10 protein-coding genes and 1 riboswitch are annotated in these 15,011 nt (G+C 70.3%); of the genes, 1 reads left to right on the forward strand and 9 read right to left on the reverse strand.

Annotated features, from left to right (window positions below; all coding sequences use genetic code 11):
• Window positions 1-294 precede the first annotated feature (294 nt).
• Window positions 295-2,835, forward strand: coding sequence for an ABC transporter permease (locus EF387_RS08360; RefSeq protein ID WP_128375864.1), 2,541 nt, complete (start codon window positions 295-297; stop codon window positions 2,833-2,835).
• 167 nt (window positions 2,836-3,002) lie between these two features.
• Here EF387_RS08360 and EF387_RS08365 read toward each other — a convergent pair whose 3' ends face one another.
• The 9 genes from EF387_RS08365 to EF387_RS08405 all read right to left on the reverse strand — a co-directional run bounded on the left by EF387_RS08365 (window position 3,003) and on the right by EF387_RS08405 (window position 14,795).
• Entirely contained in the window at window positions 3,003-4,304 is a 1,302-nt protein-coding gene (locus EF387_RS08365; RefSeq protein WP_128375865.1) for a class I SAM-dependent methyltransferase, read from the reverse strand.
• Window positions 4,305-4,581: 277 nt separating this feature from the next.
• Complete coding sequence (locus EF387_RS08370) at window positions 4,582-5,988, reverse strand: NAD(P)/FAD-dependent oxidoreductase (protein ID WP_128375866.1); 1,407 nt, start codon at window positions 5,986-5,988, stop codon at window positions 4,582-4,584.
• A gap of 409 nt (window positions 5,989-6,397) precedes the next feature.
• Window positions 6,398-7,384, reverse strand: a complete 987-nt coding sequence (locus tag EF387_RS08375) for a Ppx/GppA phosphatase family protein (protein WP_128375867.1) — start codon at window positions 7,382-7,384, stop codon at window positions 6,398-6,400.
• Window positions 7,381-7,998, reverse strand: coding sequence for a DUF501 domain-containing protein (locus EF387_RS08380; RefSeq protein WP_128375868.1), 618 nt, complete (start codon window positions 7,996-7,998; stop codon window positions 7,381-7,383). Before EF387_RS08380 ends, EF387_RS08375 begins: the two co-directional genes overlap by 4 nt.
• 53 nt (window positions 7,999-8,051) lie before the next feature.
• The gene (locus tag EF387_RS08385; RefSeq protein ID WP_128375869.1) at window positions 8,052-8,564 is read right to left on the reverse strand and encodes an FtsB family cell division protein; all 513 of its coding nucleotides are present in this window, start codon (window positions 8,562-8,564) and stop codon (window positions 8,052-8,054) included.
• 111 nt (window positions 8,565-8,675) lie between these two features.
• Window positions 8,676-9,956: a phosphopyruvate hydratase gene (gene eno, locus EF387_RS08390; protein ID WP_128375870.1), complete on the reverse strand. Its 1,281-nt coding sequence runs from the start codon at window positions 9,954-9,956 to the stop codon at window positions 8,676-8,678.
• A 1,229-nt stretch (window positions 9,957-11,185) separates the two neighbouring features.
• A complete protein-coding gene (locus EF387_RS08395; protein WP_128375871.1) occupies window positions 11,186-11,866 on the reverse strand; it encodes a LysM peptidoglycan-binding domain-containing protein in 681 nt (226 codons plus the stop codon).
• 4 nt (window positions 11,867-11,870) lie between these two features.
• A riboswitch (cyclic di-AMP (ydaO/yuaA leader) is annotated at window positions 11,871-12,035 on the reverse strand.
• 199 nt (window positions 12,036-12,234) lie between these two features.
• Entirely contained in the window at window positions 12,235-13,320 is a 1,086-nt protein-coding gene (locus tag EF387_RS08400; RefSeq protein WP_128375872.1) for a LysM peptidoglycan-binding domain-containing protein, read from the reverse strand.
• Between the two features lie 179 nt (window positions 13,321-13,499).
• Window positions 13,500-14,795, reverse strand: coding sequence for a cytochrome P450 family protein (locus EF387_RS08405; RefSeq protein ID WP_128375873.1), 1,296 nt, complete (start codon window positions 14,793-14,795; stop codon window positions 13,500-13,502).
• Window positions 14,796-15,011: the final 216 nt, after the last annotated feature.

Below are 15,011 nucleotides of genomic sequence, written 5' to 3' on the forward strand. Positions count from 1 at the left end.
TTGCCTGCGGGACGCCTTGGCGGCGCGGGGAACCGCGCGATCAGCCACCCCGGCCCGCAGACCACGACCCAGCCCGGGGACGCGCCCCTGAAGGGGCGCGGGACTGTGGGCGTTGCGCGGCTCCGCCCTCCGCCGCGTGGGCGCACTCAGCCACGACTCACCCGCAGATGCGCGTCAGGGCCCGGGGCCCCGGAAACCACGCGGGGTCCCAGACGGGCGCAGCCGCCTTGCAGGGCCGACGGGCGCAGCCCACGGCGCACCCCCACCCACCTCCACCTCACCTGGACCAAACCCATGCTTCGTACCGCCTTGCGCAACGTTCTCGCGCACAAGGCCCGGCTCCTGATGACCGTGCTCGCCGTGATGCTCGGCGTGGCCTTCGTGTCGGGGACCCTGGTCTTCACCAACACCATCTCCAAGGCCTACGAGAAGAGTTCCGCGAAGGGCTTCGACCACGTCGACGTCGCCATCGAGCCCGAGTACGAAGAGGACCGGGGCGACAAGATCGGCACGGAGCGGAAGCTCACCCCCGCGCTGCTGGAGAAGACCGCGAACGTCCCGGGTGCGGCCTCCGCCATCGGGGTCGTGAGCGACTTCACCGCCATCGCCGGCAAGGACGGCAAGCTCGTCGGAGACGGCTTCCAGTCCTCCGGCAGCAACTACTGGGGGGAGAAGGACCCGCGCTACCCGCTGAAGGACGGCCGCGCCCCGAAGGGCGCGAATGAGATCGCGCTCGACTCGGAGACCGCCCGCCGCACGGGCTACCGGATCGGCGACACCGTACGGCTGTCCGTGGACGGCCCGGTGCTGACCCCGAAGGTCACCGCGATCTTCACCACCGACGACGGCAACGTCGCCGCCGGTGGTAGCCTCGTTCTGTTCGACACGCCGACCGCGCAGAAGCTGTTCCACAAGGAGGGCGCCTACGACGAGATCGACGTGAAGGCGGCGTCCGGCACCAGCCAGAGCGCTCTGCGCGCGGAGCTGGAAAAGGTGGTTCCCGCGAAGACCGCCTCCATGACGACCGGTCAGCAACTCGCCGACGACCAGGCGCGGCAGATCTCCGCGGGCATGAGCTCGATGCGGACGATGCTGCTGGTCTTCGCCGGTATCGCGCTGTTCGTGGGTGTGTTCATCATCGCCAACACCTTCACCATGCTCGTCGCCCAGCGCACCAAGGAACTGGCGCTGATGCGCGCGGTCGGCGCCTCGCGCCGCCAGGTGACGCGTTCGGTGCTGCTGGAGGCGGCCGTGGTCGGCGCGGTCGCGGCCGTCACCGGTCTCGCCGTCGGTGTCGGCATCGGCGCCGGCATGCGCTCCCTGGTGGGCACGCTCGGCGCCGTCGTCCCGGACGGCCCGCTGGTCATCACCCCTTCGACGGTCTTGACCGCGCTGGTCGTCGGCATCGTCGTCACCATGCTGGCCGCCTGGCTGCCGGGCCGCCGCGCCGCGAAGATCCCGCCGGTGGCCGCGATGAGCAGCGTTCACGCCCAGGCCACTACCAAGTCCCTGGTGCTGCGCAACACGTTCGGCGCGCTGCTGTCCGGTGCGGGCATCGCCGCCGTCCTCGTCGGCAGCCAGGCGAAGAGCGCCAGCGACGGCCAGGTCCCGATGGGGCTCGGTGCGGCCCTGCTGGTGATCGGTGTGTTCGTGCTCACGCCGCTGCTGTCCCGTCCACTGATCGCCGCCGCGGCCCCTGTCCTGCGTGTCTTCGGCGTCAGCGGCAAGCTCGCCCGGCAGAACTCGGTGCGCAACCCGCGCCGCACCGCGGCCACCGCCTCCGCGCTGATGATCGGCCTCACGCTGATCACCGGTCTGACGGTGATCGCGGGCAGTGTGCAGCAGGCGATCGACAAGATGGCCACCGCCGCGCTGAAGGCGGACTACGTGGTGTCCATGGCGAACGGCAACTCGCTCTCGCCCGACGTCGACAAGAAGCTCGCCTCGGTCGACGGCGTCACCGCCACCAGCCCGATGCGGAACGCCTACGTACGCGTCAACAGCGAACTCACCCACTATGTGACGGGCGTCAACGGCGCCGCGATCGGCAAGCTCACCGACCTCAAGGTCGCGGAGGGCTCGTTCAAGGTCGGCGGCACGGACGTCGTCGTGGACGAGGACACCGCCAAGGAGCGGAACTGGAAAGCCGGTTCCCGGTTCAAGGTCGCGTACGAGGACGGCAAGACCCAGCAGCTCACGGTCGCCGGCGTCTACGAGGGCAATGAACTCATCCGCGGCGTACTGCTGGACAACACGACCCTGACGCCGCATCTGACCTCGCCGGAACCCTCCGACATGGAGGTGATGGTGAAGACCGCGGGCGGCGCGAATGAGGCGACCAAGGACAAGCTGGCGGAGGCACTCGGCGACAACCCGGCGATCCGCGTCCAGGACAAGCAGGACGTCTCCAACGAGATCGCACAGATCTTCACCCTGATGCTCAACATGCTCTACGGCCTGCTGGCGATGGCGGTGATCGTCGCGGTCCTCGGGGTCATCAACACTCTCGCGATGTCCGTCTTCGAGCGCTCGCAGGAGATCGGGATGCTCCGCGCCATCGGTCTGGAGCGCGGCGGCATCAAGCGAATGGTGCGGCTGGAGTCGCTGGTCATCTCGCTGTTCGGAGGGGTGCTGGGGATCGGCCTGGGCGTGTTCTTCGGCTGGGCGGCCGGTGAACTGATCGGCAGCGCGCTCAAGACGTACGAACTGGTCATGCCGTGGGGCCGGATCGGCCTGTTCCTGCTGCTGGCCGCGGTGGTCGGCGTCCTGGCCGCCCTGTGGCCGGCCCGCCGCGCGTCCCGGCTGAACATGCTGGCGGCCATCAAGGCCGAGTAACCGGGTGACTCCACGAGGGTGAGGGGCCCCGCCCGGCTGTGCTGCCGGGCGGGGCCCCTCACCGTTCCTGCTGGGTCTGTCCGGATGTGTTCCTACTGGGTGTGCCCCCTGTGCCCCTACTGGGTGTGTGCCCAATGGGTGTTTGCCCAATGGTGAGCGGGCGTCCCTCAGCCGGCGCCCCAGACGCGCGCTCGGAGCGGCATCCCCGACTCTCCCGATTTCACCGTCCTGACCGCGAGCACCTGGTTGACGCCGATGGTGTTGTGCTCGAAGCCGAGGGCGGAGGCGGCCATGTACAGGCGCCAGACACGGGCCCGGCCGGGGCTGGTCAGCTGCATGGCGCGCGGCCACTGCGCCTCCAGGTTTGCCACCCAGCGGCGCAGGGTGAGGGCGTAGTGCTCACGGATGGACTCCGCGTCGCGCACCTCGAAGCCGGCGCGTTCCAGCTGGGTCACGGTGGTGCCGAGCGGGGCCAGTTCGCCGCCGGGGAAGACATAGGCGTCGATGAAGCCGTCGATCGCGTACGAGGACTCGTCGGCGACGGGGCGGCGGGAGATCTGGTGGTTGAGGAGCCGTCCGCCGGGTCTGAGCAGCGCGTACAGGTCCTGCGCGTACTCCAGGTACCGCTGGGCGCCCACGTGCTCGGCCATCCCGATGGAGGAGATCGCGTCGTAGGGGCCGTCGGCGACGTCGCGGTAGTCCTGGACGCGGATCTCCACCCGGTCGGCGAGGCCCTCTTCGGCGACCCGCTTGCGGGCGTACGCGGCCTGCTCCAGGGAGAGGGTGACACCGACGACGCTGACGCCGTACTCGCGGGCCGCGTGGACCGCCATCGAGCCCCAGCCGCAGCCCACGTCGAGCAGGCGCATGCCCGGTTCGAGGTCCAGCTTGCGGCAGACGAGGTCGAGCTTGTCGCGCTGGGCGTCCTCCAGGGTGCCGTCCGGGGAGTCCCAGTAGGCGCACGAGTAGACCATGGACGGGCCGAGGACGATCTCGTAGAAGTCGTTGCCGACGTCGTAGTGGTGGCTGATGGCCCGCTTGTCGCTGCGTCTGGTGTGCAGGTGGAGCCGGCCCGGTCTGCGGGTCTCCTCGCGGGGCGGGGCCGGGGGCAGGTAGGGGCCCGCCAGCTTCACCAGCGCGAGGGCGGCGGAGCGCACCTCGGGGTCGCGCAGTGCGTCGAGCGCGCCACGGGCGTCCTCGCCGCGTTCCCAGACCAGTCCGGAGAGGATGTCGAGACCCGCGTACAGGCCGTCCTCGATGTCGAGCTCTCCGGCGACCCAGGCACGGGCCAGCCCCAGCTCGCCGGGCTTCCACAGCAACCGGCGCAGCGCCCTGCGGCTGCGAATCACCAGGACGGGGGCACCGGGCGGGCCCGCCTCGGAGCCGTCCCAGGCGCGGACGCGCATCGGGAACGGCACCCCCAGCAACTGTTCGGCGAGCCCCTTCAGCCGCAACGCGGCGTCTGCCATGACGCACACCTCCGTGACGACGAACCGTGATGACGAATCCCGCGGACAGACGTTCCGTAAACGGACATCTGGCGAAACGGACGACTCGTTAAACACCCAAAGAGGCAGGGCTCAGTCCCGTAACGGTGTTACGGGCAGGCAAAAAAGCTGTATCCGGCATCTACTGCGGACGGGCACGCTGCCGGGGGTTCGACGGGGACGCCGAAGGGGCCTCCCGCACCACGGATGGCGGGAGGCCCCTTCGGGACGATCGGTGACCTAGGTCAGGCGCACCGGCTCAGGAAGCCTTGGCCTTCTCCTCGGTCTTCTGCGGCGACAGCTGCGACTGGGCGGACTTGGCCGCGGCCGGTGCGGGCTTGGCGGCCTCGTAGAACTCCTCGCGGGGGTTCTCCATGGCGCCGAGCGAGACGACTTCGCGCTTGAGGAACATCGCCAGCGTCCAGTCGGCGAAGACCCGGATCTTGCGGTTCCAGGTCGGCATCGCCAGGCCGTGGTAGCCGCGGTGCATGTACCAGGCGAGCCGGCCCTTGAGCTTGATCTTCATCTTGCCCATGACGATCATCGCGACGCCCTTGTGCAGGCCGAGCCCGGCCACCGCGCCCTTGTTTGCGTGGCTGTACTCCTGCTGCGGGAAGCCCCGCAGGCCGGAGAGCACGTTGTCGCCGAGGACCTTCGCCTGACGCAGCGCGTGCTGGGCGTTCGGCGGGCACCAGGCGTTCTCCACGCCGGCCTTGCGGGCCGCCACGTCGGGCACCTGGGCGTTGTCGCCGGCGGCCCAGATGTAGTCGGTGCCCGTGACCTGGAGGGTCGGCTGGCAGTCGACGTGACCGCGCGGACCCAGCGGGAGGCCGAAGCGGGAGAGCACCGGGTTCGGCTTGACGCCCGCCGTCCACACGATCGTGTTGGAGTCGACCTCGAGTCCGTTCTTCAGGACGACGTGGCCGTCGACGCAGGACTCCATGGAGGTGGAGAGGTAGATCTCGACCCCGCGGCTCTCCAGGTGCTCCTTGCCGTACTGGCCGAGCTTGGGGCCGACCTCGGGGAGAATCTTGTCAGCGGCGTCGACGAGGATGAAGCGCATGTCCTCACGGGACACGTTGGTGTAGTACTTGGCCGCGTCGCGGGCCATGTCCTCGACCTCGCCGATGGTCTCCGCACCGGCGAAACCGCCACCGATGAAGACGAAGGTGAGCGCCTTGCGGCGGATCTCCTCGTCGGTGGTGGAGTCGGCCTTGTCGAGCTGCTCGAGGACGTGGTTGCGCAGGCCGATGGACTCCTCGATGCCCTTCATGCCGATGCCCTGCTCGGCGAGGCCGGGGATCGGGAAGGTGCGGGAGACCGCGCCCATCGCGATGACCAGGTAGTCGAAGGGCAGCTCGTAGGCCTCGCCGACCAGCGGCGCGACCGTGGCGACCTTGCGGTCCTGGTCGATGGTGGTGACCCGGCCGGTGAGGACCTCCGCCTTCGGCAGCACGCGTCGCAGCGGGACGACGACGTGCCGGGGGGAGATGCTGCCGGCGGCGGCTTCGGGGAGGAAGGGCTGGTAGGTCATGTACGAGCGCGGGTCGACAACCGTGACGGTCGCCTCGCCGTAGCGCATCTTCTTCAGAATGCGACGAGCCGCGTACAGGCCTACGTACCCACCGCCTACTACGAGGATCCTGGGACGCTCCGTGGTGCTCATGCCATCGAGTATCCACCCGGCCTGAGGGGGTCGCTCGTGCGCCCCTTCACAAGCTCCTTCACACCCTCTGCTACACTGCGCGACCCGCGTGACACAGGCCATAGCCGGCGCGGGGAACCCCGCCTCCCACAACTACGTTGTCAACACCGCGTGAGCTGCCGCTTGGCCCTTCACAAGGGGCCGAACGACCCTTCCGCCCGGCATCCGGACGGACCCTCCCCCGACACCCGCCCGACACCCCGGACACCCCTGTCGGCCGCGCGGAGCTCTCACCGACCTCAAATCCGCCCCCAGCAGGGCTGATTTCCTTGTGAAGAACTTCACGAAGTTTCTCGCGAGCAGCGCTCCGAGGATGCTCTCGCGCCCCCTCGGAGCCGCTCATACGTTATCCGATCTGCTCAGCAGAGGGCTACCGACCAGTAGGAACATGCCATTCCGGTCGGCCTGAAGTGGCCTGGGCGACCGACCATGCGATGCCGTCGAGGATGTCGTGCTCGCTCACCACGACCTCCCGCGCACCGATCCGCTCCATGATCGACAGCAGCACCAGCGCACCGGCGCCGATCACGTCGACCCGGCCGGGGTGCATCACCGGGATCGCGGCGCGTTCGGCGTGGGTGGAGGCGAGGAGCCGCTCGGTGATCCCGCGCACCCGCTCGTACGGGACACGGGAGTGGTGGATCGCCTCGGAGCGGTACTCGGGCAGGCCCAGCGCGATGCCCGCCACCGTGGTGACCGAGCCCGCGAGACCCACCAGGGTGCGGGCCTCGTGCAGCGGCACCGACTGCTCCGCGAGGTCCAGCGCGGCCTCGATGTCGGCGCGCATCGCCTCGATCTGCGCGGGCTCCGGCGGATCGGTGACCGCCCCGTCCCGCAGGAGGTGCCGCTCCGTCATCCGCACGCAGCCGATGTCGACCGAGCGGGCGGCACGGACGTGGTCGTCGCCCACGACGAACTCCGTGGAGCCTCCGCCGATGTCCACGACCAGGTAGGGCCGGGCGAGGTCGGTCCGGCCGGTCAGCTCCTTGGTGGCGCCGGTGAAGGAGAACTCCGCCTCCTGGTCGCCGGTGATGACCTCGGGCTCGACACCGAGGATGTCCAGCACGCCCCGGACGAAGTCGTCGCGGTTCTCGGCGTCGCGGGAGGCGGAGGTGGCGACGAAGCGCAGGCGCTCGGCGCCGTGTTCCTTGATGACGGCCGCGTACTCGCGGCAGGCCGCGAAGGTCCGCTCCAGGGCCTCGGGGGCGAGCCGGCCCGTGCGGTCGACGCCCTGGCCGAGGCGGACGATGGTCATGCGGCGGTCGAGGTCGACGAGTTCCCCGGTGGCCGGGTCGGCGTCGGCGACGAGCAGCCGGATGGAGTTGGTACCGCAGTCGATGGCGGCGACCCGGGTCACCGGCCGTCCCCCTTCTCGCCGTACTCGGCGTTCGCGCCGTTCTCGGCGTTCTCGGCGTTCGCGCCGTTCTCGGCGTTCTCGGCGTGCGTGTCCTTGTCATCGGCCGTCGTCACGCACGCCCCCTTGCGCCACCACTCCGGCAGCATGGCGATCGCCTCGTCGCCGAGCGGGTTGACGCCCGGTCCCGCGGCCAGGGAGTGGCCCACCAGGACGTGCAGGCACTTCACCCGGTCCGGCATCCCGCCCGCGCTCGGGAAGCCTTTCAGCTCCTCGATCTCGTCCCGGCGCCGGATGTAGTCCTCGTGTGCCGCACGGTAGGCGGCGGCCAGCTCGGGGTCCTGCTCCAGCCGGGCCGTCATCTCCTTCATCACGCCGTTGGCCTCGAGGGTGCCGATGGCGGAGGCGGCCCTGGGACACGTCAGGTAGTACAGCGTCGGGAACGGTGTCCCGTCCGGCAGCCGCGGCGCCGTCTCGACCACATCGGGCTGCCCGCACGGGCACCGGTGCGCGATCGCGCGCAGACCGCGCGGAGGGCGGCCGAGCTGCTGCTTGAAGGCCTCGACGTCCGCGGCGGTGGGTTCGGTGCGCGGAGTGGGCGGCGGGGGCGTTTCCATACTGTCTTTCTATCGGTTCCGCGAGCGGTCCTGGTCCCGTGGGCGGAACGGCTCTACTGGTCGGTGCGGTCGGCCTTGTCGACGCCGTCCCAGAGGTTGGTGTACCAGGGGCGGTCGGCTGCCTGCCAGCGGGCGCGGGACTGCCGGGCCGCGCTGGGGTCGATCACGATGTAGCCGGTCTCCCCCGGCATCACATAGTGCAACCGCCGGCGGATCTGCTGCTCCGCGTACGCGTCGTCCTGCCAACGCGCCTTGAGGTCACGCAGGCGTTCGACCCGCTCCGCGGTCTGCTCCCGCTCCCGCTCCATGTCGGAGATCTCGGCGCGCTGGGACACGTACTGCCTTATCGGGTACGCCAGCGCCACGACGAGGGAGCACAGCACCAGGGCGAGCAGGGCCGCGCGGCCGGTGAGCCGGGAGCGGCGGGCCTGGCGCTTGGTCTGGGAGCGGTAGACGCGGGCCGCCGTCTGCTCGCCGATCAGCCGCAGCCTGGTCGCGGTGGAGAAGCGGTCCGAGGATCGGTCTGCGGATCGGTTCGAGGTCCGGTCACGGTCCTTCGCGGCCATGAGTCCTGCCTCCCCGATGCCTGCCCGTCACGCGCGTACGTCCCCGCACACGGTACGGGACCGGGTACGGGGACGTACGGACGACCTGGCTGGATCTTGACCGGGTACGGGTCAGCCCTTGAAGCGCGGGAAGGCGCTGCGGCCCGCGTACACGGCGGCGTCGTCGAGGATCTCCTCGATGCGCAGCAGCTGGTTGTACTTGGCGACGCGCTCGGAGCGGGCCGGGGCGCCGGTCTTGATCTGGCCGCAGTTGGTGGCGACGGCGAGGTCGGCGATGGTGACGTCCTCGGTCTCGCCGGAGCGGTGGGACATCATGCACTTGAAGCCGTTGCGCTGGGCGAGCTCGACGGCGTCCAGGGTCTCGGTGAGCGAGCCGATCTGGTTCACCTTGACCAGCAGGGCGTTGGCGGCGCCCTCCTCGATGCCGCGGGCGAGACGCTCGGGGTTGGTGACGAACAGGTCGTCGCCGACGAGCTGGACCTTGTCACCGAGCTTGTCGGTGATGGTCTTCCAGCCGGCCCAGTCGTCCTCGAACAGCGGGTCCTCGATGGAGACGAGCGGGTACGCCTCGACGAGCTCGGCGTAGTACTCGGTCATCTCGGCGGCGGAGCGCTCCTTGCCCTCGAAGAGGTACGTGCCGTCCTTGTAGAACTCGGAGGCGGCGACGTCGAGGGCGAGGGCGATCTGCTCGCCGGGGGCGTAGCCGGCTTCCTTGATGGCCTCGAGGATGAGGTCGAGGGCCTCGCGGTTGGAGCCGAGGTTCGGGGCGAAGCCGCCCTCGTCGCCGAGACCGGTGGCAAGGCCACGGCTCTTCAGGACCTTCTTCAGGGTGTGATAGACCTCGGCGCCCCAGCGCAGGGCCTCGGAGAAGGACTCCGCGCCGATCGGGGCGATCATGAACTCCTGGATGTCCACGTTGGAGTCGGCGTGCGAGCCGCCGTTGAGGATGTTCATCATCGGCACCGGCAGCAGGTGCGCGTTCGGGCCGCCCAGGTAGCGGAACAGCGGCAGGTCGCTGGCCTCGGAGGCGGCGTGGGCGACGGCGAGGGAGACGCCGAGGATGGCGTTGGCGCCGAGCGATCCCTTGTTGTCGGTGGCGTCCAGGTCGATCATGGCCTGGTCGATCAGCCGCTGCTCGGTGGCGTCGTAGCCGACGAGCTCCGGGCCGAGCTGCTCGATGACGGCGAGGACGGCCTTCTCCACGCCCTTGCCCAGGTAGCGGCCCGTGTCCCCGTCACGGAGTTCGACGGCCTCGAAGGCGCCCGTGGAGGCGCCGGACGGAACGGCGGCACGGCCCGTGCTGCCGTCGTCGAGGCCGACCTCGACCTCGACGGTGGGGTTGCCTCGCGAGTCGAGGATTTCCCTGGCTACGACGACGTCGATGGACGGCACGAGCATCTCCTTCTGGGATGTGACGCATGTTGTGCGGGGGCCCGGCCCGTGCGGGGCCTACGTGGCCTTGCGCCTAGAGCCTAACGGGCCCGGAGGCTTCGGCCGGCCGCAGACCACCCCGTGGACAGAAGGAAGAGTAAACATTGTTCCTGCGTTGAACAAAGGGGGCCCGGGGGGCCGCGTGGAACAAAGGGGCCCGGGACCGGCCACCGCCCGGGCAACCCGCCGGGCCGCGCCCCGAAACTCTTGGGCTTCGCCCGGAAGGCGCACGGGGGCCCAGAGCCCGAAAGGCGCGCGGGGCCCCAGCCCGGAAGGCGCGCGGACGCCCAGCCCCGAAGGCGCGCGGGCGCCCCAGACCGGAACGCGCGCGGGGCCCAGCCTCCGCAAGCGTGCGGGGGCCCAGCCCCGAAGGGCGTGGGCGCCCCAGCCCGGAACGCGCGTCGGGCTCCGTCCCGAAGGCGGGTCAAGTCCCGTCCGGTGGGCGCGTTGGGGGCCCGCCGGAAGTGCGCGTCAGGTCCCGCGCGGCTGGCGCATCGCGGACCGCCCGGAAGTGCGCGTCGGGCTCCCGTCCGGAAGACCCGTCGGCACCCCGCCCAGCAGACGCGTCGCGGCCGGCCCCGGAGAGCGCGTCGGGTCCCGCCCGGAAGGCGCATCGCGGACCGCCCGGAAGCGGGGGTCGGGGTGCCGTCCGGAAGTGCGCGTCGGCGCCCCGCCCAGCAGACGCGTCGCGGCCGGCCCCGGAGAGCGCGTCGGGTCCCGCCCGGAAGGCGCATCGCGGACCGCCCGGAAGTGCGCGTCGGGCTCCCGTCCGGAAGACCCGTCGGCACCCCGCCCAGCAGACGCGTCGCGGCCGGCCCCGGAGAGCGCGTCGGGTCCCGCCCGGAAGGCGCATCGCGGCCCGCCCGGAAGCGGGGGTCGGGGTGCCGTCCGGAAGTGCGCGTCGGCGCCCCGCCCAGCAGACGCGTCGCGGCCGGCCCCGGAGAGCGCGTCGGGTCCCGCCCGGAAGGCCTTCGCGGCCCGCCCCGAAGGTGGCGTCGGGGCCCGGCCGGAAACGCGTCGGGGCCCCGGCCCGTGACGAAAAAAGCCCCGCCCCGGCGCGTACGGGGGACACGCGCCGGGGCGGGGAGCCCGTGGGGACGGGGTGGCCCTCATCCGGGATCCCCATCACTGGGATCCCACATGTAAGAGGGCTGTGGCTGCCCTTGGGTTCAGCTGTCGCGCCGGACTTTTCAGCCGAGGTGCAGCTGCTGACCCGGGTAGATCAGGTTGGCGTCCTCGATGATGTCCTTGTTCAGCTCGAACAGCTTCTGCCAGCCGCCCTCGACGTTCTTCTCAGCGGCGATCGAGCTGAGGGTGTCACCCTCGACGACCTTGTACTCGCCGTCGCCCTTCTTGACCTTCTTACCGGTCGGGGTCTCGACGGTCTTCTGGGCCACCGGGCGCTCCTGCGAGCGGGAGGCGCGCTCCTCGCTAGGGGTGGTGCTCTGCGGCGCCGGCGTACCGCTGTCGGCGGCCGCGGAACCACCGCCGCTGTACGGGGTGTTGGACAGGCCCGTGCCGCACACCGGCCAGGCGCCCTTGCCCTGGCCCGCGAGGACCTTCTCGGCGATCTCGATCTGCTGGGCCTTGCTGGCCTGGTCGGCGCTGGCGGCGTACTGCGTGCCGCCGTACGCGGCCCAGGTGGAGGCGGAGAACTGCAGGCCGCCGTAGTAGCCGTTGCCGGTGTTGATGGACCAGTTGCCGCCCGACTCGCACTGGGCCACGGCGTCCCACTCGGCGGCGGTGGCGGCCGAGGCGGTGCCGGAGGCCATCAGCGGAGCGGCGATGGCGGCACCGGTGACACCGACGAACGCGACGAGACGGGAAGCCTTCTTCGGACGACGGTGCTTGCCCTTGCAGGAATGCAGCATGGAGTTGTCCCCTCACCGACGCCTGCGAGGTGAGCTGTCGGGTTCGGGCCGAGAGAGTTGCCCGGCCGCGCACCGAAGTGCGCGGCTTCACCCCAAGCCGTCCCCGCTCAACCACCGGGCACGGCACTTACCTTGGGTCCCCCGCTCCTGCCTGCGGCGCTTGACGCGACGACTGTCCCCGCACGGCCGCTGGCAGGATTCGGCGTTGCGACCGTCGGTGCCCGCTGTGGCGAGCGGTCACGACCGTAAACATGCGATCCGCATATTTTCAAAGACGATCAGGGCTTCTGAGATCTATCTCTCACCCCGAGCAAATCCGACATTCAGCGCGAACTACTGCGTTTTTTCGCCCGATTCGGGGGCCTTGGTCACTGACCGCCCGAGGTGTCGCCGACGCCGACCTCAAGGCTCTGACCGGGAATGATGAGATCCGGGTCGGCACCCACCTCGCCCTTGTTGGCGTCATAGAGAGTCGTCCACCCGCCTTGGAGGTCAAGGGAGTCGGCGATGGACGAGAGGCTGTCCCCGGGACGCACGGTGTACGAGCCGTCGACCTCCTCGCGTGCGACGCCGGAGCCGCGCGAGGCATGCCGCGCGGAGGAGTCGCCCTCACGGTCCCCCGTGAGGCTCTCGTCGGCACTGACGCCGCGGTGACGGCCTGACCCGACACCGTCCGAAGAGTCGGCGCTATGAACCGAGTTGTCCGTTGAGACCGATTCGCCACTGCCGGTCGGTTCGTCGGTGTTTTCAGCGTTTGTGGCGTTTTCCGCGTTTTCAGTATTTGCGGTGTTTGGGGTGTTTGAGCGTCCTGTGCCCGTGTTGGCGCTGTTGTTCCCACCCGAGAACGTGTCGGCCTCGGTGACATCCGAGGTCGCGCCGGAGTCCGCGCCGGAGTCCGCGCGCTCGCCCGCGTCGCGGTCCGTGCCCGAGCCCGCACTCAACCCCGTACCCGAGGACGACGAAGAGCGGGACAACGAGGACAAGGACGACGAGGACGAGGACGACGAGGACGACGACGAGGGCGGAGAGGTCGACGAGGACGACTCGGGAACACCCGTATCCACGCCGGGCGATTCCTTGCTGTCGGCGAGCCCCGCGGTCAGCCCGCAAGTGGGCCAGGTCCGGATACCGGTGTCGGCGAGGATCTTCTCGCCCACGGCGATCTGCTGGGAGCGGCTGGCCAGGTTCGGCGACATGGCGTAGTCGAGACCGCCGTACTCCTCCCACTGCGCCTGGGACAACTGGAGCCCGCCGTAGAGGCCGTTGCCGGTGTCCGCGCTCCAGGCGCCGTCGCTCTCGCACTGCGCGACCTGGTCCCAGGCAGTGCTGCTGGCGGCACTGGCGCCCGAGGCGCTGAGCAGGGGAATGGCGATGGCGGAACCGGTGACTCCCGCCGCCATGAGGAGGGCGGGGGCCTGGCGGGGGCGACGGTGACGACCGTTCCCGGAGAGCATGCGGTTGCCCTTTCGCTGTACGGGCTGCGATGTGTGTGACCGCGCTGCGTCGTGTGACGTACACGTTCTCGCCGAGTGAACGTAGTGGCGGACGATCACTTGTCACAAGTCGATGCAGTGCAGATCACACAAAGATCACAAAGATGAAGGGCCGTCACCTTCTTGTGACGCGCGTAGGCCTACTCGGACCTCTCCAAAGGGGTGAACTCCACCGGAAGTGTGCGCAATCCACGCATGATGAGGCCGCCCCGCCAGCGCAACTCCACCGGGTCCACCGCGAGTTCCAGGTCCGGGAGCCTGGTCAGCAGGGTGGCCAGCGCGGTCTGGCCCTCCAGGCGGGCGAGCGGGGCACCGAGGCAGTAGTGGATGCCGTGGCCGTAGCCGAGGTGCTGGTTGTCGCGACGCGCGAGGTCGAGGGTGTCGGGGTCGGGGAAGCGGGCCGGGTCACGGTCGGCTGCGGCCAGGACGACGAGCACGGGGTCGCCGGTGTCGATGGACTGCCCGCCGATGGTGAGGGGTTGGGTGGCGAACCGCCAGGTCGCCAGCTCAACGGGCCCGTCGTACCGGAGGAGTTCCTCGACGGCGGTCTCCAGCAGGCCGGATTCGTTCGCCTCGATCGCCTTCTGGAGCCGTGTGCGCTGCTCGGGGTGGGTGAGCAGCGCGTAGGTGCCGTTGCCGATGAGGTTGACGGTGGTCTCGAAGCCGGCGAACAGCAGGATGAAGGCCATGGCGGCGGCCTCGTTCTCGGTCAGGTGCTCGCCGTGGTCGGAGGCGCGGATGAGACCGGAGATGAGGTCCTCGCCGGGCGCCGGGTGTTCCGGGAGGGCGGCGCGCTTGCGGTGGATGAGCTCGGCGAGATAGCCGCGCATCTTCTTCACCGACCGTGCGACCCCGCCTCGGGGACCTCCCCCGTGCCGGATCATCATCCCGGCCCAGTCGCGGAAGTCGTCCTGGTCCTCCCGGGGAACGCCGAGCAGGTCGCAGATGGCGTAGATGGGCAGCGGGAAGGCGAACTCGTGGATGAGGTCGGCGGAGCCCCGCTCGGCGAACCGGTCGATGAGCCCGTCGGCCAGTTCCTGCACCCGTGGGGCGAACTCGGCCACCCGGCGGGGCGTGAAGGCCTTGGAGACCAGCCGCCGCAGCCGGGTGTGGTCCGGGGGATCGATGTTGAGCAGATGCGTCATCAGCTCGGCCTTGCGCTCCCCCGGGATGCCGGTCTTGCCCTTTGCGTGCTCGGGTTCGTCGTGGTGCGCGGGGTTCTTGGACAGCCGCGCGTCCGCGAGGGCCTGCCGGGCGTCGGCGTACCGGGTGACCAGCCAGGCCTCCACCCCACTGGGCAGTCTGGTCCGGTGCACGGGCGCGTGCTCCCGGAGCCAGGCGTACGCCGGGTAAGGGTTCGTCGCGAACTCCCAGGTGAAGAGTTCGGGGGCGGCGGCGTCGAGGGCCGCTTCGGTGGGGCTGGGTTCGTCGGTCACGCCTCGACGTTAGCCAGGCGTGCGCGGGGATGACGGGTCGGCCTCAGGCGGGGAACCGGGATCAACGCCGGGTCGGCCCCAGGCAGAAACCCGGACCACGCCCGGACAGCCCCAGGCAGAAACCCGGACCACGCCCGGACAGCCCCAGGCAGAAACCCGGACCACGCCCGGACAGCCCCAGGCAGAAACCCGGACCACGCCCGGACAGCCCCAGGC

The sequence above is a fragment of the Streptomyces cavernae genome (genome assembly GCF_004023625.1).
GTDB classification, from domain to species: Bacteria; Actinomycetota; Actinomycetes; order Streptomycetales; family Streptomycetaceae; genus Streptomyces; species Streptomyces cavernae.